The sequence below is a fragment of the Cytobacillus sp. MT66 genome (assembly GCF_058792595.1).
Genome location: NZ_JBXAFB010000006.1, coordinates 158,852 through 178,206 on the forward strand (window position 1 = coordinate 158,852; position 19,355 = coordinate 178,206).

General features: G+C 43.1%; 18 protein-coding genes, 1 tRNA gene and 1 other RNA gene. 19 read left to right on the top strand and 1 reads right to left on the bottom strand.

The window, feature by feature from the left end; translation table 11 throughout:
* The first annotated feature begins 133 nt into the window (after positions 1–133).
* From AC1Q59_RS12785 to AC1Q59_RS12805, 5 genes are all read left to right on the top strand, one after another.
* Positions 134–592: an 8-oxo-dGTP diphosphatase gene (locus AC1Q59_RS12785; protein ID WP_492366222.1), complete on the top strand. Its 459-nt coding sequence runs from the start codon at positions 134–136 to the stop codon at positions 590–592.
* 67 nt (positions 593–659) lie between these two features.
* Complete coding sequence (gene rapZ / locus AC1Q59_RS12790; RefSeq protein WP_492366223.1) at positions 660–1,553, top strand: RNase adapter RapZ; 894 nt, start codon at positions 660–662, stop codon at positions 1,551–1,553.
* The gene (locus AC1Q59_RS12795) at positions 1,550–2,515 is read left to right on the top strand and encodes a gluconeogenesis factor YvcK family protein (protein WP_492366224.1); all 966 of its coding nucleotides are present in this window, start codon (positions 1,550–1,552) and stop codon (positions 2,513–2,515) included. Before rapZ ends, AC1Q59_RS12795 begins: the two co-directional genes overlap by 4 nt.
* Positions 2,516–2,560: 45 nt before the next feature.
* Positions 2,561–3,502 (top strand): DNA-binding protein WhiA, encoded by a 942-nt coding sequence (gene whiA, locus AC1Q59_RS12800; protein WP_492366225.1) that lies wholly within the window; start codon positions 2,561–2,563, stop codon positions 3,500–3,502.
* A 26-nt stretch (positions 3,503–3,528) separates the two neighbouring features.
* Positions 3,529–3,783 (top strand): HPr family phosphocarrier protein, encoded by a 255-nt coding sequence (locus AC1Q59_RS12805; protein ID WP_492366226.1) that lies wholly within the window; start codon positions 3,529–3,531, stop codon positions 3,781–3,783.
* A gap of 95 nt (positions 3,784–3,878) precedes the next feature.
* Here AC1Q59_RS12805 and clpP read toward each other — a convergent pair whose 3' ends face one another.
* Positions 3,879–4,481 (bottom strand): ATP-dependent Clp endopeptidase proteolytic subunit ClpP, encoded by a 603-nt coding sequence (gene clpP / locus AC1Q59_RS12810; protein WP_492366227.1) that lies wholly within the window; start codon positions 4,479–4,481, stop codon positions 3,879–3,881.
* A gap of 261 nt (positions 4,482–4,742) precedes the next feature.
* On the opposite strand from clpP, the gene AC1Q59_RS12815 reads away from it, so the two are divergent.
* From AC1Q59_RS12815 to ssrA, 14 genes are all read left to right on the top strand, one after another.
* A tRNA-Arg gene (locus AC1Q59_RS12815) sits at positions 4,743–4,814 on the top strand.
* Between the two features lie 329 nt (positions 4,815–5,143).
* Positions 5,144–6,475, top strand: coding sequence for an RNA polymerase factor sigma-54 (gene rpoN, locus AC1Q59_RS12820; RefSeq protein ID WP_492366228.1), 1,332 nt, complete (start codon positions 5,144–5,146; stop codon positions 6,473–6,475).
* 12 nt (positions 6,476–6,487) lie between these two features.
* The gene (locus AC1Q59_RS12825) at positions 6,488–6,745 is read left to right on the top strand and encodes a glutaredoxin family protein (RefSeq protein ID WP_492366229.1); all 258 of its coding nucleotides are present in this window, start codon (positions 6,488–6,490) and stop codon (positions 6,743–6,745) included.
* Between the two features lie 126 nt (positions 6,746–6,871).
* Positions 6,872–7,894 (top strand): sugar-binding transcriptional regulator, encoded by a 1,023-nt coding sequence (locus tag AC1Q59_RS12830; protein ID WP_492366230.1) that lies wholly within the window; start codon positions 6,872–6,874, stop codon positions 7,892–7,894.
* A 51-nt stretch (positions 7,895–7,945) separates the two neighbouring features.
* Positions 7,946–8,953 carry a type I glyceraldehyde-3-phosphate dehydrogenase gene (gene gap, locus AC1Q59_RS12835; protein WP_492366231.1) on the top strand — a complete coding sequence of 336 codons (1,008 nt, stop codon included), beginning with the start codon at positions 7,946–7,948 and terminating at the stop codon, positions 8,951–8,953.
* A gap of 313 nt (positions 8,954–9,266) precedes the next feature.
* The gene (locus tag AC1Q59_RS12840; RefSeq protein WP_492366232.1) at positions 9,267–10,451 is read left to right on the top strand and encodes a phosphoglycerate kinase; all 1,185 of its coding nucleotides are present in this window, start codon (positions 9,267–9,269) and stop codon (positions 10,449–10,451) included.
* Positions 10,452–10,479: 28 nt separating this feature from the next.
* The gene (gene tpiA / locus AC1Q59_RS12845; protein WP_492366233.1) at positions 10,480–11,229 is read left to right on the top strand and encodes a triose-phosphate isomerase; all 750 of its coding nucleotides are present in this window, start codon (positions 10,480–10,482) and stop codon (positions 11,227–11,229) included.
* On the top strand, positions 11,222–12,754 hold the full coding sequence (gene gpmI, locus AC1Q59_RS12850) for a 2,3-bisphosphoglycerate-independent phosphoglycerate mutase (protein WP_492366234.1): 1,533 nt from the start codon (positions 11,222–11,224) through the stop codon (positions 12,752–12,754). The genes tpiA and gpmI overlap by 8 nt, the downstream gene beginning before the upstream one ends.
* Positions 12,755–12,795: 41 nt before the next feature.
* A complete protein-coding gene (gene eno, locus AC1Q59_RS12855) occupies positions 12,796–14,091 on the top strand; it encodes a phosphopyruvate hydratase (protein WP_492366235.1) in 1,296 nt (431 codons plus the stop codon).
* A 173-nt stretch (positions 14,092–14,264) separates the two neighbouring features.
* Positions 14,265–14,498: a preprotein translocase subunit SecG gene (gene secG / locus AC1Q59_RS12860; RefSeq protein WP_492366236.1), complete on the top strand. Its 234-nt coding sequence runs from the start codon at positions 14,265–14,267 to the stop codon at positions 14,496–14,498.
* A 207-nt stretch (positions 14,499–14,705) separates the two neighbouring features.
* A complete protein-coding gene (locus AC1Q59_RS12865; RefSeq protein WP_492366237.1) occupies positions 14,706–15,452 on the top strand; it encodes an alpha/beta hydrolase in 747 nt (248 codons plus the stop codon).
* A gap of 30 nt (positions 15,453–15,482) precedes the next feature.
* A complete protein-coding gene (gene rnr / locus AC1Q59_RS12870) occupies positions 15,483–17,819 on the top strand; it encodes a ribonuclease R (protein WP_492366238.1) in 2,337 nt (778 codons plus the stop codon).
* A 177-nt stretch (positions 17,820–17,996) separates the two neighbouring features.
* Positions 17,997–18,464 carry an SsrA-binding protein SmpB gene (gene smpB / locus AC1Q59_RS12875; protein WP_492366239.1) on the top strand — a complete coding sequence of 156 codons (468 nt, stop codon included), beginning with the start codon at positions 17,997–17,999 and terminating at the stop codon, positions 18,462–18,464.
* 182 nt (positions 18,465–18,646) lie between these two features.
* Positions 18,647–18,983: a transfer-messenger RNA gene (gene ssrA, locus AC1Q59_RS12880) on the top strand.
* The last annotated feature ends 372 nt before the right edge of the window (positions 18,984–19,355 follow it).

The window sequence follows — 19,355 nt, forward strand, 5'->3', positions numbered from 1 at the left end:
TAACCCCCGCCCCTTATTTCCATATGTTTTACGCTTTCAATTCGTTGTGACTGTATAACAAAAATAGTATAATAAAATGAATAAACACCGTTTATATCAATGAACGTGATTTAGATCGATGAGGTGAAGAAAGATGCAGCGAGTCACTAATTGTGTCCTTTTACAAGATGATAAGGTTTTACTGTTACAAAAGCCGAGACGCGGCTGGTGGGTAGCGCCAGGGGGCAAGATGGAACCGGGAGAGTCAGTTAGGGACTCCTGTATCCGCGAGTTCAGAGAGGAAACAGGCATTTACTTGCGGAACCCAAATATTAAGGGGATATTCACCTTTATTATAAAAGAAGGAGACCAGGTCGTTTCTGAATGGATGATGTTTACCTTTCTCGCAACGGCTGCGGATGGATTAAACTTAGATGAGTCTGAAGAGGGTAAAATTTTCTGGCATCCGTTTGAAGAAATCAAAAACCTTCCTATGGCGCCTGGTGATTACCATATCCTTGAATATATGATCCATGGAAACGGGATTATATACGGAACCTTCACATATACGTCTGACTTTGAACTAATCAGCTACCGATTAGATCCAAGCTAGTTTTACAGCAGCATGTCAGTTTTTCATGCAGCATAAATTTTAAAATTGACCCAGGGGGAAGAAATACATGAGCACTGATGCAGTGAATGATTCGCAAATCGTTATAATCACTGGCATGTCCGGCGCCGGAAAGACAGTTGCTATCCAAAGCTTCGAGGATCTTGGTTTCTTCTGTGTAGATAATCTCCCGCCAACCCTTCTGCCGAAATTCTTAGAACTCATGAAGGAATCTGGGAATAAAATGAATAAAGCAGCCATTGTCATGGATCTTCGCGGCCGCGAATTTTTTGATCATCTGTTTAAAGCGCTTGATGAGCTTACCGAGATTCCATGGGTCACCCCGCAAATTTTATTTCTAGACGCAGATGATTCGACACTTGTTCGAAGATACAAAGAAACGAGAAGAATGCATCCGCTTGCGCCTAATGGACTTCCGCTTGAAGGAATCAAGCTGGAACGCGACCTTTTAGAGGAGCTAAAGGGACGGGCACAGATTATTTATAATACGAGCAAGTTAAAGCCAAGAGAGCTTCGCGAGAAAATTCTAACCGAATTTTCCTTAAACAAAAAGGCAATTTTCAATGTCCATGTGATGTCTTTTGGGTTTAAGCATGGAATTCCGATTGATGCGGATCTTGTCTTTGATGTCCGTTTTTTGCCAAACCCGCATTATATTGAACACATGCGGCCAAAGACAGGACTGGATGATGAGGTTTCAGGCTATGTACTCAAATGGACTGAAACGCATAAGTTTCTTGAAAAGGTAACAGATCTGCTTAGCTTTATGCTCCCTCATTACAAAAGGGAGGGTAAATCCCAGCTTGTCATCGCTATTGGGTGTACGGGCGGCCAGCATCGTTCTGTCGCTTTGGCTGAGTATATTGGCAACAGCTTTAAAGATGATTACCCAGTCAGCATCACACACCGCGATATTGCGGATAGAAAGGACCAAAAGAGATGAGGCCGAATAGACAGCCTAGAATCGTCATCATTGGCGGAGGCACAGGGCTGCCTGTCCTTTTGCGGGGACTTAAGCAATTTCCCGTTGACATTACTGCGATTGTAACGGTCGCAGATGATGGAGGGAGTTCAGGCAGACTTAGAAATGACTTGCATATCCCCCCGCCAGGTGATATCCGGAATGTGCTTGCAGCATTATCAGATGTTGAACCGCTGATTGAGGAAATGTTTCAGCACCGCTTCACAACATCAAATGAGCTTTCTGGCCATTCGCTTGGAAACTTAATCCTTGCTGCCATGACATCCATTACCGGTAATTTCGTTCATGCCATTCAGGAAATGAGCAAGGTTCTAAATGTTCATGGCAAGGTTCTTCCAGCAGCCAATCAAAGTGTGGTTCTGCACGCTGAGATGGAGGATGGCACCGTGGTTTCGGGAGAATCCAAAATACCGTTCTCCGGGAAAAAAATAAAAAGGGTGTTCTTAACCCCAAAGCAGATCAACCCGCTTCCTGAAACGATTACCGCTATTAGGAAAGCTGATTTGATTATTATAGGACCAGGAAGTTTGTACACAAGTATTCTGCCCAACTTATTGGTTCCAAGGCTTGGGGCGGAGGTTGTCCGTGCTAAGGCTAAAAAGGTTTATATATGCAATATCATGACACAGGCGGGTGAAACCTTTAACTATACAGCCAGTGATCATGTTAAAGCCATCTATGATCATATGAATACTGCCTTTTTGGATACAATTCTTGTTAATAACGAGGATATTCCGAAAGAGGTCCAGGAGCGGTACAATGAGGAGAAATCACAGCCCGTCATCTTTGACATTGCTCAGTTATATGATTTAGGATTAGAGGTTATTTCAGGACAGATTGTTACACTGAAAGACGGAAAAATCCGCCATGATACTAAAGAAGTCGCTCAAATTCTTTATTCGCTGCTAGCTGATCTTCAATAATTATATATAGGCTTTAGTCTTGTCAATCAAAGGGGGGTGAAGCACATGTCTTTTGCTTCGGAAACAAAGAAGGAACTGACAAATCTTGATATTAAGGATTGCTGCGCTAAGGCTGAATTGTCAGCTCTTATCCGGATGAATGGTTCACTTTCCTTTTCCAATAAAAAACTGGTTGTTGATATTCAGACAGAGAATGCTGCAATCGCAAGAAGAATTTATGTCCTGATTAAAAGGAGCTATTCAGTTCCGGTCGAGCTTCTTGTCCGGAAAAAAATGAGATTAAAAAAGAATAACGTGTACATTGTTAGGCTGTCCGAACAAGCAAATGAGATACTCAAGGATTTGAAAATTTTAGGCGAAGGATTTATATTTACTAATAATATCTCTGAAGAGCTTATCAAAAAGAAATGCTGCAAACGCTCTTATCTGCGCGGGGCTTTTCTTGCAGGGGGATCTGTCAACAACCCTGAAACGTCATCGTACCATTTAGAGATTGCTTCGCTTTATAAGGAACATAATGATTCGCTGTGTGAACTGATGAATACCTTTGATTTAAACAGTAAAACGCTTGAACGGAAAAAAGGTTTTATCACATACTTAAAGGAAGCTGAGAAAATTGCAGAGTTCTTGGGCATCATTGGGGCCCATTCCGCACTGCTAAGATATGAGGACATCCGGATCGTCCGGGATATGAGAAACTCGGTGAATCGCCTCGTTAATTGTGAAACAGCGAACTTGAATAAAACCATCGGCGCTGCCTTGCGCCAAGTGGAAAATATTCATTACATTGATGAAACCGTCGGTCTGCAGATTTTACCGGATAAATTAAGGGAGATTGCGCAATTGCGGGTAGAGCATCAGGATGTTACGCTTAAGGAATTAGGGGAGATGGTTTCCGGAGGAACTATCAGCAAATCGGGAATTAATCATCGACTGAGAAAAATTGATGAGATTGCTGAAAAGCTTCGGGCTGGGAAAACTATTTAATATATATATAGGGAGGAAAGCAGGATATGTTGGAGAAACAGGTTGAGGTGAAATTGAAAACAGGTTTGCAGGCAAGACCGGCTGCCTTATTTGTTCAAGAAGCCAATAGATTTTCGTCAGATGTTTTTTTGGAAAAGGACGGAAAAAAGGTTAATGCAAAAAGCATTATGGGGCTTATGAGCTTGGCAGTTACAGCCGGTTCAGTCATCACTTTGATTGTTGATGGCCATGATGAAGAACAGGCAATCGAAGATCTAGCAAAATACATTCAGCAGGATTAAAAAAACAACTCGCATTCATGAAGATGCGAGTTGTTTTTGTGTTTGTAAGAGAAAAAAAGCTGTTGATTTTGACTATCAACAGCTTTTTTGCCTAATTACTTTTTATTCTCTTCTGCAGGATTGCGTTGAACAATTTTGTCAATAAGGCCATATTCTAAAGCCTTTTCAGCTGTCATGAAGTTATCGCGATCAGTGTCGCGTGCAATGACTTCTAGTGGCTGGCCAGTACGTTCAGAAAGAATATTGTTTAGTTTATCGCGAAGGAAGAGAATGCGCTTAGCTGCAATTTCAATTTCCGTTGCTTGACCTTGAGCTCCGCCCAGTGGCTGGTGGATCATTACTTCACCGTTCGGAAGGCAGAAACGTTTGCCTTTTTCACCTGCTGCAAGCAGGAATGCACCCATGGAAGCAGCCATACCGATACATACAGTTGATACATCTGCCTTGATATATTGCATCGTATCGTAAATCGCCATTCCGGCAGTAATGCTTCCGCCCGGGCTGTTAATGTACAAAGTAATATCCTTTTCAGGGTTTTCAGCTTCTAAGAATAATAACTGAGCAACAATGGAGTTTGCTACATTATCGTCAATCGCACTTCCAAGCATGATAATGCGGTCTTTTAAAAGACGGGAGTAAATGTCATATGCCCGCTCCCCGCGGTTTGTCTGCTCAATAACTGTAGGGATTAAATTCATCTTTAAATTCCTCCTTAGGTCAAGGTAAAATTTTCATCTGTTGACACCAATTGCTAATCTTGCTTTATGTAATTTCATGATACACGAATGGTCAATAAAGGTCAAACGAATCGCTTCGATAAGTGAATATAATTGTTCGACATAATCATTTCCTTTTCCATCTTACCCGTTGTTGTGAATTTTAAACAGAAGATAGCTTGCAAAGTTTAAAAAACTATCATATAATATGTAATCGTAACACGTTTTAATGATTTCTTTTTTGCCCTCGTGGTGCAACGGATAGCACGCAAGATTCCGGTTCTTGAAATTCGGGTTCGAGTCCTGACGAGGGCGTACCTGTAAGAATACCGTAAGCCTATATTTAATTGGTTTGCGGTATTTTTTTATTTACTAAATTTAGTCGTTGATTTCCACTCCAGGCGCTACGCGGACCTTAGGGCGGTTGGGGAGCCTCCTCGTCGCTTCGCTCCTGCGGGGTCTCCCCTGAAAACGCTTCTCCCGCAGGAGTCTTCGCGCCTTCCGTTCCGATCAACTAGGTTACTAAATCAAAATTAACCTTCAACACAGTCTTACTTTAATTGACAACGGTTACGGTAATACCAATTAATTTCTATTCAAGATTGTTCGCCCTTCATGTAAAATGAAGAGAGGGGGGGAGTACTATGAGGTTACAGGCTGGTTTATGGCAGCAGCAAACATTAAAGCTGACGATGACACAAGAATTGACCCAGGCGATTGCTTTGTTGCAGTATAATGCCCAGGAGCTTTCAGCATTCCTGGAAAGTAAAGCCCTCGAAAACCCATTGCTCCAGGTTGAAGCAGAAAATGTGCAGGTAATGGATCCCCGCTATGATAAGGCTAAACCAAAGAAGACAAAGGTTGAGAAAGATAAACAAAATTGGATTGAACAGATCGGAAAAGTAGAGCTGAATCTTGGGGAATTTTTAAAATCGCAGCTTAATCCAAAAAATATTCAGCCAGATGAAGAAAAAATATTAGACTACTTAATTAAAAGCATTGATGAAAACGGTTACCTTCGGATCAATTTGGACGAGGTTGCTGTCAGGTTTGGCTTTGGAGAAGAAAAGGTACATAGAACCTTGGAGCTTCTTCAGGGATTAGAACCTGCTGGAATTGGAGCGCGCAATCTGCAGGAGTGTCTGCTGCTGCAGTTAAAAAGAGAGATTAAGAGAAATCTTCTTGCGGAACAAATTATTGAACAACACTTTGAAGCTTTTGCTGAAAAAAAGTGGAAGGAAATCTCGAAGCTGCTTGGTGTTAAGCTGACTGACATCCAGGAGGTATTTGACTTTATTCAAAAGCTGAATCCGCGTCCAGCATCATCTTTTCAGCATGATCATCCCGCCTATATCGTTCCTGATGTAGTCATCAAATGGGATGGAGAGTCCTTTTCGGTAAGCATTTTCGATGAGGTTCTGCCAAAAATTAGTTTTAACAGCGGTTATTATAAAAAGTTTTCTGCTTCTAAAGACAAGCAGGTCAGCAAATTCTTACAGGAAAATTATCAGGACTATCATTGGCTTGTTAGAAGTATTGAGCAAAGAAAAGAAACTATGACCAATGTTTCTCTTAAAATAGTAGAAAAGCAGCAGGAATTTTTCAAAAAGGGGCCTTCCTTTTTGAAGCCAATGACCATGAAAGAAGTGGCGGATGAATTAGGGATTCATGAATCCACTGTTAGCCGTGCTGTTAGGGAAAAATATGCACAAACTCCTTTTGGGCTGTTTGAACTGCGCTCATTTTTTTCAAGTACGATTAAAACGACGTCCGATGAAAATACGTCTTCTAAGCAGGTTAAAGCCATAATAGAAAAGCTGATAAAAGAAGAAAATAAGCAAAGACCGCTTTCTGATCAAGAAATTGTAACCCTTTTAAAAGATGAGGAAGGGATGGTTGTTTCAAGAAGAACGATAGCCAAATACAGGGATCAGCTTGGCATCCCATCTTCCTCTAAACGCAAAAGGTATGAATAAAGGAGAATGACTGTGGAAAAAAGTACGCTTGTTCTCTATATGCGAAATAAATGCCATTTATGTGAGCTTGCAAGGGAGTCGATCCAGCTTTTAAAAAACGAATTTGATTTTTCCTATATGGAAGTGGATATTGACCAAAGCGATGAGCTCACCGAGAAATACGGGATTATGATCCCAGTAGTTGAAATTGATGGTGAAGAGGTTCAGTTCGGGCATATCGATTCGTTTACTATTAGCGAAGCATTGATGACAAAAGGTAAAACCAAATAGTTGAAATTACTGATCACTCCTGCTAGAATTGATTTTGAAATCGGAGTGATTTTTTTTATCTCAAGTGGGACACAATAAGTCTATGCGGGACATATAATGTCCCAAGGGGATAAAGGAGCTTGATGCATGCACTCACTATTAGATATTCAAAAAAGATTGTTGCCAGATATTTTACCCATAATGCAGAAGCGTTATCAAATCCTTCACTATATTGGTATGATGGAGCCTGTTGGCCGCCGGAGCCTTTCGGTTAGCCTGGGTATTACCGAACGCGTTCTTAGAGCTGAGGTTGAGTTTCTGAAAGGACAGAATCTCATTGTTACGGCAACATCTGGCATGAGCTTGACAGCAGACGGCAAAGAGCTGCTTGAGGGCTTAAGCGGGATGATGCGGGAGATATCAGGCGTGGATGAGATGGAGAAAAGCTTAAAGCGCCGGCTGGGCATTCATAAGGTGATTGTTGTTTCTGGCGACAGCGAAGAATCGCCATGGGTAAAGAGCGAGTTAGGCAGAGCCGCGGCTGTTTGCATGAAATCAAACCTTAAAGGGGAAAATATTATTGCAGTTACAGGCGGTTCCACGATTGCGGCCATCGCAGAGGTCCTAACGCCAGAGTTGATCAGCGGGGATGTCCTCTTTGTTCCGGCCCGCGGCGGAATCGGCGAAGACGTGAAAAATCAGGCGAATACGATTTGTTCAAAGATGGCTGAACAGACATCATCAAGGCACAGAGTCTTGTATGTACCAGATCAGGTTAGCCGGGAAATGTATAAATCAATTATAAATATGCCTGAAATTAATGAAGTTTTAAATCTCATTAAATCAGCAACGATGGTTATCCATGGAATTGGCGATGCCATAAAAATGGCAAAACGCAGGAATAGCAGTGACCAAGATATCGCTACCCTGCAAAATGGGAATGCCATTGGGGAAGCCTTTGGCTATTATTTTAACGAGGCTGGTGAAGTTGTCCATAAGGTCCAGACAATCGGGCTGCAGCTTGAAGATCTAGCAAATGCTTCTAGCGTGATTGCTGTTGCTGGCGGGGCTTCAAAGGCAAAGGCGATTGCAGCTTATATGAATCGGGCACCTTCATCGACAATCCTTGTTACGGATGAGGGAGCGGCTAAACAGCTGCTTCAATCATAAGACATAGAATATTAGATTTTTTTTATAAAAAACCTTTAGGAGGCAATAATCATGGGAGTAAAAGTTGGTATTAACGGGTTTGGAAGAATTGGCCGTAATGTTTTCAGAGCAGCACTTAATAATCCGAATATTGAGGTTGTAGCAGTTAACGACTTAACAGATGCAAATATGCTTGCACATCTTTTAAAATACGATACCGTTCATGGAACATTGAATGAAGATGTCAAGGTAGACGGAGAATACCTTGTTGTTGGGTCACATAAAGTAAAGGTTCTTGCTGAGCGCGACCCAGCGCAGCTTGGCTGGGGAGATCTTGGCGTTGAGGCAGTTGTTGAATCAACTGGACGTTTCACAAAACGTGAAGATGCAGCTAAACACTTAGAAGCTGGAGCAAAAAAGGTGATTATTTCGGCGCCTGCCAAGGATGAGGACATTACTATTGTGATGGGCGTTAACCATGATAAGTATGATCCTGCCAGCCATCATGTCATCTCCAATGCGTCTTGTACAACAAACTGCTTAGCGCCATTTGCAAAGGTGCTTAATGATACATTTGGCTTCAAACGCGGTATGATGACAACTATTCATTCATACACTAATGACCAGCAAATTCTTGATTTGCCTCATAAAGATTATCGCCGTGCCCGTGCAGCAGCGGAAAATATTATTCCGACAACAACAGGGGCAGCAAAAGCAGTATCACTTGTATTGCCAGAGCTTAAAGGAAAATTAAATGGCGGGGCTGTTCGTGTCCCAACACCAAACGTATCACTGGTAGACTTAGTGGCAGAATTAGAAAAGGAAGTCACTGTTGAAGAAGTGAACGCAGCCCTTAAAACAGCTGCAGAAGGAGAGCTAAAGGGAATCCTTAGCTACAGTGAAGAACCGCTTGTATCAAGTGACTACAACGGAAACCCAAGCTCATCTACCATCGACGCCCTTTCAACAATGGTTATGGAAGGCAACATGGTCAAAGTCATCTCCTGGTATGACAACGAAAGCGGCTACTCAAACCGCGTCGTCGACCTCATTAACTACATCGCACAAAAAGGAATTTAACACACTAAAGCACCGGGGGCCTGACCCCCGCCGCGGGGAAACTCCACCGCGGGGAAACCCCACTGCGTTAACGCTTTACCACGATGGGGGTCAGGCCCCCAGCAGTGTAAAGCGGTGAAGCGTCAGGTCAGCGGAATTTTTTAAACTGGAAAGTTCTATTCCTATTGGAAATTGTATGTAGGAACGTCTATAATGATAGAGGATAAAAAAGGGAGCGGGGATAGATTCTCACTCCCTTTTGTGTGAATCAGAATGGGGGCGTGTTCCCCTTTGGTGATAATGACAGGAATTTTTCAGGAGGGCCATTTATTCTATGAATAAGAAGAGTATCAAAGATGTTGATTTAAAGGGCAAGCGCGTGTTCTGCCGTGTAGATTTTAATGTGCCGATGCAGGATGGTCAGGTAGCTGATGACACTCGCATTCGTGCGGCAATTCCAACGATCAAATACTTAACAGATCATGGGGCAAAGGTCATTCTAGCTAGCCATCTTGGCCGCCCGAAAGGACAGGTTGTTGAGGATCTTCGTCTGACACCTGTTGCAGCTCGCTTAGGTGAATTGATTGGAAAAGATGTAAAAAAGGCTGATGAGGCTTTTGGGGCAAACGTAATGGAGATGATTGGCGCCATGAATGAAGGCGATATCATCCTTCTTGAGAACGTCCGCTTCTATCCGGGCGAAGAAAAGAATGATCCTGAGCTTGCTAAATCTTTTGCACAATTAGCTGATCTTTATGTGAACGACGCCTTTGGTGCTGCACACCGTGCGCATGCATCAACAGAAGGCATTGCACATCATCTTCCAGCGGTATCTGGTCTCTTAATGGAGAAAGAACTCGATGTGCTCGGAAAAGCTCTATCTAACCCTGACCGTCCATTTACGGCAATCATCGGCGGCGCGAAGGTTAAGGACAAAATCGGTGTCATTGATAACCTTCTTGAAAAAGTTGATAACCTAATTATTGGGGGCGGCTTAGCCTATACTTTTATTAAGGCCAAAGGCTATGAAATTGGCCAGTCTCTGTTAGAAGAAGATAAAATTGAACTTGCTCAATCATTTATAAAAAAAGCAGAAGAAAAAGGCGTGAAATTCTATATGCCTGTCGATGCTATTATTGCTGACAGATTCTCTGAAGATGCTGAAGTGAAAACAGTCGACATCAGTGAGATCCCAGCTGATTGGCAAGCATTGGATATTGGCCCTGAAACAGCTGAATTGTACAGCGATGTTATCTACAATTCCAAGCTTGTTATCTGGAACGGACCAATGGGTGTATTTGAATGGCAGAAATTCGCCAGCGGAACAAGAGCTGTAGCAGAGACATTAGCCGAATCAAATGATACATATTCAGTCATTGGCGGCGGTGACTCAGCAGCTGCGGTTGAAAAATTCCATCTAGCGGACAGAATGAGCCATATTTCAACAGGCGGAGGAGCTTCCCTTGAGTTTATGGAAGGAAAAGCGCTTCCGGGAGTTGTAGCTTTAAACGATAAATAAAATTTCATGCATAAAAGGATGTGCCATCATGCGTAAACCAATTATTGCAGGAAACTGGAAAATGCATAAAACCCTTTCAGAGGCAAAAGCATTTATGGACGAAATTAAAGATTCCATTCCTGATGAAAATAAAGTAGAAACGGTTGTTTGTTCTCCAGCTTTATTTTTAGAGCAGCTTGCGGGCTATGGTATTGGAATCGGCGCGCAAAATATGCACTTTGAAGAAAGCGGTGCTTTTACAGGGGAAATCAGCCCAGCGGCACTTGAGGATATCGGTGTAAAATACGTGATTCTCGGCCATTCTGAACGCCGCGAAATGTTTAATGAAACAGATGAAGCGGTTAATAAGAAGACACATGCCGCGTTCAAGCATGGGCTAACGCCAATTGTATGTGTAGGAGAAACGCTGGAGCAGCGGGAAAATGGCGAAACTAGCGCATTTGTCGGCTCGCAGGTGGAAAAAGGACTGGCAGGCTTATCTGAAGATCAAGTCAAACAGACAGTTATCGCCTATGAACCAATTTGGGCCATTGGAACAGGAAAATCTTCTTCAGCAGAAGATGCCAATGAAGTTTGCGCCCATATCCGCGCGGTTGTCAGCAAGCAATTTTCACCAGCTGCTGCTGATGCGATTCGGATTCAATATGGCGGCAGTGTAAAGCCGGGTAATATTAAAGAATATATGGCCCAGCCTGATATTGATGGAGCATTGGTTGGCGGTGCTAGTTTAGAGCCGCAATCCTTCCTTCAATTATTGGAGGCTGTGAAAAATGAGTAAGTCACCCGTTGCCTTAATTATTCTTGATGGGTTTGGCCTAAGAGGCGAAACAAAAGGAAATGCTGTTTCACAGGCAAACAAGCCTAATTACGAACGATTCTGGAATACCTACCCCCATGCAACCTTAACTGCCAGCGGGGAAGCGGTCGGTCTTCCAGTAGGTCAAATGGGCAACTCTGAGGTTGGCCACTTAAATATCGGTGCAGGCAGAATTGTCTATCAAAGTCTGACAAGAGTGAACTTAGCCATTCGTGAAGGGCAATTTGAAAAAAATGAAACCTTTTTAAAAGCGATGGACCATGTGAAAAAGAACGGAACGAATCTTCATATTATGGGATTGCTTTCCGATGGCGGGGTACACAGCCATATTGAGCATCTCTACGCGCTTTTGCATTTAGCTGCGGAAGAAGGCGTGGAAAATGTATATGTTCATGGATTCCTTGACGGACGGGATGTTGGTCCGCAAACAGCTGAAGGATATATTAAAGCTGCAGAGGAAAAAATGAAAGAATACGGCGTTGGCCAATTTGCAACCATTTCTGGCCGGTACTATTCCATGGACAGAGATAAACGCTGGGAGCGCGTTGAAAAGTCCTATCGTTCCATGGTCTATGGCGAGGGCCCAGCCTATAAAAATGCTATTGACCTTGTTGAAGACAACTACAGCCATGGCATTTATGATGAGTTTGTTATTCCTTCTGTGATTACAAAGGAAAACGGAGAACCCGTTGCCACGGTTCAGGAAAATGATGCAGTCATTTTCTATAATTTCAGGCCTGACCGGGCGATTCAAATCTCGAATACCTTCACAAATAAAGACTTCCGCTCGTTTGACCGCGGTCCAAAACACCCGTCAGAGCTGTTCTTTGTTTGTTTGACTCTTTTTAGCGAGTCGGTTGATGGATTTGTTGCTTTTGAACCAACGAATTTGGACAATACTCTTGGCGAGGTTTTGTCGCAAAACAATTTAAAACAGCTGCGCATTGCCGAAACAGAAAAATACCCTCATGTTACCTTTTTTATGAGCGGCGGCCGTGAAGCAGAATTTCCGGGTGAAGAGCGGATTCTCATCAATTCGCCGAAGGTTGCTACATACGACTTGAAGCCAGAAATGAGTGCCTATGAAGTCACAGATGCTTTATTAAAGGAAATTGCAGCAGATAAGTTTGATGCGATTATCTTAAACTTTGCCAACCCGGATATGGTTGGACATTCCGGCATGCTTGAGCCAACGATTAAGGCCGTTGAGACAGTTGATGAGTGCCTTGGCAAAATCGTTGATGCCTTATTGGAAAAAGGCGGACAGGCTATTATTACGGCTGACCACGGAAATGCAGATGAAGTAGTAACGCTTGAGGGCAGCCCAATGACAGCCCATACTACAAATCCTGTGCCGGTGATTGTTACCAAACAGGGAGCTGCGCTGAGAGAGGATGGAATCCTTGGTGATTTAGCGCCAACGATGCTTGATTTATTAGGATTGCAAAAGCCTGAGGAAATGACAGGGAAAAGCTTGATAAAGTAAACGTTTTATAAAAAATTTATTTTTTTGAGGAGAGAATAAATATGCCATTTATCCAACATGTTTACGCACGTGAAGTACTAGATTCCCGCGGTAACCCTACAGTTGAAGTTGAAATTTTAACAGAGTCCGGCTTCTTTGGCCGCGGCATTGTTCCTTCTGGCGCATCTACTGGTGAATACGAAGCAGTGGAGCTTCGTGACGGAGACAAATCCCGTTACTTAGGCAAGGGTGTTCAAAAAGCAGTAGATAATGTAAATAACATTATTGCTGATGCGATCATCGGCATGGATGTAACGGATCAGGTTGGCATCGACCGCACAATGATCGAACTTGATGGAACTGAAAACAAAGGCAAGCTTGGTGCTAATGCCATTCTTGGTGTTTCTATCGCAGCAGCACACGCGGCAGCCGATTCCGTGGGTCTTCCTTTATACCGCTATCTTGGCGGATTTAACGCAAAGCAGCTTCCAACACCAATGATGAACATCATCAATGGCGGATCTCATGCAGACAACAATGTGGACTTCCAGGAGTTCATGATTATGCCTGTGGGCGCACCAACATTTAAAGAAGCCATCCGCATGGGTGCGGAAGTATTCCATTCATTGAAAAAAGTTCTTCATGACAAGGGTCTAAATACCGCTGTTGGTGATGAGGGCGGTTTTGCGCCAAACCTTGGATCTAATCGTGAAGCTTTAGAAGTGATTATGGAAGCAATCCGCAATGCTGGATATGAGCCTGGCAAAGATGTTTACCTTGCAATGGACGTTGCTTCTTCTGAGTTCTTTAATAAAGAAACAGGCAAGTATGACCTTGCAGGCGAAGGCCGCACAGGCTTATCTTCTGAAGATATGGTGAATTTCTACGAAGAACTAGTAAACCAATTCCCAATTATCTCAATCGAAGACGGTTTAGATGAGAATGACTGGGAAGGACATAAGCAGCTGACTGAAAGACTTGGCAGCAAGCTTCAGCTAGTGGGCGATGACCTTTTCGTAACGAATACGAAAAAGCTGGCACAAGGCATTGAGCAGGGTGTTGGAAACTCGATCCTTATCAAGGTTAACCAAATCGGCACGCTGACTGAAACATTTGAAGCCATTGAAATGGCTAAGCGTGCAGGCTACACAGCTGTTGTTTCCCACCGTTCTGGTGAAACAGAAGACGCAACGATTGCAGATATCGCTGTTGCAACAAATGCAGGCCAGATCAAAACAGGTTCTATGTCAAGAACTGACCGTATCGCTAAATACAACCAGCTTCTTCGCATCGAAGACGAGCTTGATGATTTAGCTGTATATGGCGGATTAAAGTCTTTCTATAACTTGAAAAAATAATCTATTAGCGGGGACTGCTTATTTGGCAGTCCTTGTTTTTTTATTGGATGGCGAATATATGGGTAAAATCAATAGTCCTCTTTTTCTGTAAAATTCCAACATCTATTGTTTATTGACGAAAAATATGGTACAGTTAATTTACGTATATGTGCGTTTTTTCAGGAGGTGGCATCTTGCATACATTATTTGTAATCTTATTGGCAATTGTTTCTGTCGGACTAATTCTTGTTGTTATTCTTCAATCCGGTAAAAGCGCAGGGCTTTCTGGAGCCATTTCCGGTGGAGCGGAGCAGCTTTTTGGCAAGCAAAAAGCACGCGGTTTGGATCTTATCTTGCACCGTGTAACCGTTGTGTTGTCCGTACTCTTCTTTGTCTTAACTGTGTTAGTTTCTTATTTTGCAATATAAAAAATTGCCTGGCCTGTGGAAGGTCAGGCTTTTCTTTTGCTAAAAAAGCACTATAGCAATCCGTAAAAGTCTTTTCAGTGGATTGTATGCACACTGTCTGCTAAAAATAGTAATAATAGGGGTTTAATCAAACGTTTGATTAGCAATTCATTCTATTAATCAAACGTTTGATTAATAGAATTTTTAACATAAAAGGGGTTCTTATAGATGAAATTTGTACCGCCGAAGCCATTTACTTTTGGTGATGGGAAACGAGCTGTCCTCTTGCTGCACGGGTTTACAGGAAATACGGCTGATGTCAGGATGCTTGGAAGGTTTCTTGAAGGCAAAGGCTATACCTGCCATGCTCCGCTTTATGAAGGCCACGGAGTTCCGCCGGAGAATCTTGTGCACACGGGTCCAGAGGATTGGTGGAAAAGTGTCACCGATGGGTATGAACTTTTAAAAAGCAGCGGCCATGAAGAGATAGCAGTTGCCGGCCTGTCGCTTGGCGGCGTATTTTCACTGAAATTAGGTTACACTGTACCTATTAAGGGAATAATTACAATGTGCGCACCTATGCATATTAAAAGTGAAGAAGTAATGTATGAAGGAATTCTGCAATACGCCAGGGAATATAAAAAGCTGGAAGGAAAAAGTGAAGAGCAAATCCAGCAAGAAATGGACGAGTTCCAAAAAACACCGATGAGAACACTAAAGGCTCTTCAGGACTTGATTGCCGATGTCCGCGACCATGTCGATATGATTTATTCGCCGACGTTTGTTGTTCAGGCACGCCATGATCATATGATTAATACCGACAGTGCTAATATCATTTACAATGAGGTAGAAAATGATCTGAAAAAAATTAAATGGTATGAGGAATCTGGTCATGTCATTACGCTTGATAAAGAACGGGATCAGCTGCATCAGGATGTATACGAGTTTTTAGAAGAACTTGATTGGGAAAATTAAAAAAGATTAATGAAAGGGAGGGATTAGTACATGGAAAATAGCATTCAGCCAATTATTGACCGGCTTCTGGGCTATATGAAGGAAGAAGCCTATAAACCGCTGACGGTGCAAGAACTAGAGAAGGCCTTTGGCATAGAAGATTCATCCGAGTTTAAGGATTTCGTTAAGGCGCTTGTTCAAATGGAAGAAAAGGGACTAGTTGTCCGGACTAGAAGCAATCGCTACGGTCTTCCTGAAAAAATGAATCTAATCAGAGGGAAACTGACTGGACATGCAAAGGGATTTGCCTTTGTTATCCCAGAAGAGCCGGGAATGGATGATATTTTTATCCCGCCAAATGAAACGAATAATGCGATGCATGGAGATATTGTTCTTGCTCGCGTAAGTTCAGAGAGCTCTGGACAAAGAAGAGAAGGAACTATTGTCCGCATTCTTGAACGCGGTATTCAGCAGATTGTTGGAACTTACACAGAAAGCAAAAATTTTGGATTCGTAATTCCGGATGATAAAAAGTTTGCCAGTGATATTTTTATCCCGAAGAATGCTTCCTTAGGAGCAGTGGAAGGGCATAAGGTTGTTGTAAAACTTACAACTTATCCTGAGGGCAGAAAAAGTGCAGAAGGGGAAGTAGTGCAAATTCTTGGGCATAAAAATGACCCGGGAGTTGATATTCTTTCCATCATACATAAGCACAGTCTGCCAATGGCGTTTCCGGATGAAGTGCTGGAACAGGCCAACCAAACACCGGAAACGATTGATGAGAGTGAACTGAAAAACCGCCGTGATTTAAGAAATGAAACGATTGTCACGATTGACGGTGCAGATGCAAAGGATCTAGATGACGCGGTGACTGTAACGAAATTGGAAAATGGCAATTACAAGCTTGGCGTACATATTGCGGATGTTTCCTATTATGTTACGGAAGATTCACCGATTGACCGCGAGGCAGAGGACCGCGGGACGAGCGTCTATTTAGTAGACCGGGTCATCCCGATGATCCCGCATCGTCTTTCAAACGGCATTTGCTCGCTGAATCCAAAGGTTGACCGGCTGACTTTATCCTGTGAAATGGAAATCAACCAAGATGGAGAGGCTGTCTCTCATGAGATTTTCCAGAGTGTAATTAAAACAACGGAACGGATGACGTATTCGGACGTCAACAAAATCCTTGAGGAAAAAGATGAAGAACTAATCAAAAGATATGAGCCAATCGTTCCGATGTTTGAGCTTATGGGCGAGCTAGCACAAATTCTGCGGAACAAGCGGATGAAACGCGGTGCAATTGACTTTGATTTTAAAGAGGCAAAAGTACTCGTGGATGAGAATGGCAAGCCAAAAGATGTGGTTCTTCGCGAGCGCTCGACGGCAGAAAGGCTGATTGAGGAATTTATGCTGGCGGCAAACGAAACCGTGGCTGAACATTTCCATTGGCTCGATGTACCGTTTATCTATCGAATACATGAGGACCCGAAAGAAGATAAGCTAAGGAGATTTTTCGAGTTTATCACGAATTTTGGCTATCTTGTAAGAGGTACGGCTAATTCCGTTCATCCGCGTGCCCTGCAGGAAATCATTGAGGCAGTACAGGGCAAGCCGGAGGAAATGGTGATATCAACCGTCATGCTTCGGTCTATGCAGCAGGCTAAATATTATCCTGAAAGCTTAGGGCACTTTGGATTATCAACCCAGTTTTATACCCATTTTACTTCACCGATTCGCCGATACCCTGACTTAATTGTTCACCGGCTGATCCGTACCTATTTAATCGAAGGGAAACTGGATCAGGCAACAAGAGAGAAATGGAATGCCGAATTGCCGGATCTCGCCCAGCACACATCTAGTATGGAACGTAGAGCGGTCGATGCGGAACGTGAAACGGATGAGCTAAAAAAAGCTGAGTATATGGAAGATAAAATCGGTCAGGAATATGATGGTATCATTAGCTCCGTTACGAATTTTGGCATGTTCGTCGAGCTGCCAAACACGATTGAGGGGCTGATTCATGTCAGCTATATGACCGATGATTACTATCGCTACGATGAACGGCAATTAGCTATGATTGGCGAACGTACCGGCAATGTCTTTCGGATTGGAGACGAAATAACGGTTCGTGTCATTAATGTTAATAAAGATGAACGTTCAATAGACTTCGAAATCGTCGGCATGAAGGGCACCCGCAGACGGGAAACAAATGAAATGCCGAAGATTATCCGCACACGAAGCAGTGAAAAGAAACCGCGTAAAGGCAAGTCAGATGACCGAGGCCAAGGCCAAGGCAAAAACAACAGCAGTGACCGCAAGCCAAGAAAGAAGAAAAAGTTCTTCGAAAACGCCCCAAAGGCAAAGCGGAAAAATAAGAAGAGATAGGAAACACGCGGGGAACCTTCCTCCCTGGGACACAGGGACGGTTCCTCTGTCCTTTTCGCTGGGCCATCCCTTTAGATTGAGAGTACCGGCAAATTTTGCTACAATATAATGAAGTTAAAGTGCTCTTGAAAAATTCGATCTGCACCTTTCGCAGAAAGATAGTTAGGGGAAGTTAAGATGCCAAAAGGTACTGGGAAATTAATTGCTCAAAATAAAAAGGCTTATCATGATTTTTTTATAGAAGAAACGTATGAAGCTGGGATTGTCCTTCAAGGAACGGAAATTAAAGCGATCCGCGGCGGCAGAGTGAACTTAAAAGAATCATATGTTAGAATTGATAAAGGCGAAGCTTATGTCATCGGCATGCATGTCAGCCCGTATGAACAGGGCAACCGCTATAATCACGATCCACTGCGGGAACGAAAGCTACTTCTGCACCGCAAAGAACTTAATGAGCTGACAGGTTCCTCTAGGGAAATCGGCTACTCTGTGGTTCCGCTCAAGCTTTATCTGAAGAATGGCTATGCTAAGCTTCTCATTGGCCTTGCCCGCGGGAAAAAGAAATATGATAAGCGTGAGGACTTGAAAAAGAAAGAGGCCAAGCGTGATATTGAACGCGCCTTCCGTGAAAGACAGAAAATGTAACGCGGGGACAGTTCTTGTATCCGTTTTACAAAAACTTACAATTGATATTGCAGGCAGGTATGTTATAATAATAAGTGTCACGAGGGTGACAAACACAACTTAGCTCAAGCTTTCAATGAGCATCCGTTAGTAGTCAGCATGTCTGAATAAGATTCGATGCAGACCTTTTATAATGGGGACGCTACGGATTCGACAGGGATAGTTCGAGCTTAGGTTGCGAGTCGAGGGGATCGGCCTCGTTAAAACGTCAAAGCCTATAACTGGCAAACAACAAAACAACTTCGCTTTAGCTGCCTAATAGCACTTTAGCGGTTCGCCCCTCCATCGTCCATGTGGTAGGGTAGCGGACTCACTCTTAGTGGACTACGCCGGATCTCACCGTCTGAGGGAGAAGGAAGAGAACAACCAGACTAGCTGACCGGACGCCTGTCGATAGGCATAAGGCTCAGCGAAATGCGAATATGTCGACTACACTCGTAGAAGCTTAAGTGCCGATATTTCTGGACGTGGGTTCGATTAGTAATTAGTCGCCTTGTGTGGTAACACACAAGTGAAAATTCGGCTTGATCGGTGAAACCTAACCCGCTCTCAACATTGAGACGGCAAGGCAATACCGAGCAGTATGTGGAGCAATCCAACAGCTGTGTATCGACTTATAGGCTGCCTGCATGGCAGTACTAGGATGCGTGTTCCTGCCTGGATACAGGTAAATCTACAATTCGCATAATACGCCGAAGGACCTGAAACTACACAGGTTCAAGATATAGTCAGTGCCATGACGAAAGCATGGAAGAGCACGTCCCACCGTCTCCACCAAATACATAATTTGGTGGTTTTTTATTTGTCTTTTTTTAGATTTTGAAAAATATTAATTATTTCTCCACTAGCAAC

Excerpts from the sequence above, each read along its gene's own strand:
- smpB (WP_492366239.1), top strand. The coding sequence starts at position 17,997 with ATGCCAAAAGGTACTGGGAAATTAATTGCTCAAAATAAAAAGGCTTAT.
- AC1Q59_RS12785 (WP_492366222.1), top strand. The coding sequence starts at position 134 with ATGCAGCGAGTCACTAATTGTGTCCTTTTACAAGATGATAAGGTTTTA.
- whiA (WP_492366225.1), top strand. The coding sequence starts at position 2,561 with ATGTCTTTTGCTTCGGAAACAAAGAAGGAACTGACAAATCTTGATATT.
- AC1Q59_RS12830 (WP_492366230.1), top strand. The coding sequence starts at position 6,872 with ATGCACTCACTATTAGATATTCAAAAAAGATTGTTGCCAGATATTTTA.
- gpmI (WP_492366234.1), top strand. The coding sequence starts at position 11,222 with ATGAGTAAGTCACCCGTTGCCTTAATTATTCTTGATGGGTTTGGCCTA.
- AC1Q59_RS12865 (WP_492366237.1), top strand. The coding sequence starts at position 14,706 with ATGAAATTTGTACCGCCGAAGCCATTTACTTTTGGTGATGGGAAACGA.
- rnr (WP_492366238.1), top strand. The coding sequence starts at position 15,483 with ATGGAAAATAGCATTCAGCCAATTATTGACCGGCTTCTGGGCTATATG.
- AC1Q59_RS12840 (WP_492366232.1), top strand. The coding sequence starts at position 9,267 with ATGAATAAGAAGAGTATCAAAGATGTTGATTTAAAGGGCAAGCGCGTG.
- tpiA (WP_492366233.1), top strand. The coding sequence starts at position 10,480 with ATGCGTAAACCAATTATTGCAGGAAACTGGAAAATGCATAAAACCCTT.
- AC1Q59_RS12805 (WP_492366226.1), top strand. The coding sequence starts at position 3,529 with ATGTTGGAGAAACAGGTTGAGGTGAAATTGAAAACAGGTTTGCAGGCA.
- eno (WP_492366235.1), top strand. The coding sequence starts at position 12,796 with ATGCCATTTATCCAACATGTTTACGCACGTGAAGTACTAGATTCCCGC.
- rapZ (WP_492366223.1), top strand. The coding sequence starts at position 660 with ATGAGCACTGATGCAGTGAATGATTCGCAAATCGTTATAATCACTGGC.
- rpoN (WP_492366228.1), top strand. The coding sequence starts at position 5,144 with ATGAGGTTACAGGCTGGTTTATGGCAGCAGCAAACATTAAAGCTGACG.
- gap (WP_492366231.1), top strand. The coding sequence starts at position 7,946 with ATGGGAGTAAAAGTTGGTATTAACGGGTTTGGAAGAATTGGCCGTAAT.
- clpP (WP_492366227.1), bottom strand. The coding sequence starts at position 4,481 with ATGAATTTAATCCCTACAGTTATTGAGCAGACAAACCGCGGGGAGCGG.
- AC1Q59_RS12795 (WP_492366224.1), top strand. The coding sequence starts at position 1,550 with ATGAGGCCGAATAGACAGCCTAGAATCGTCATCATTGGCGGAGGCACA.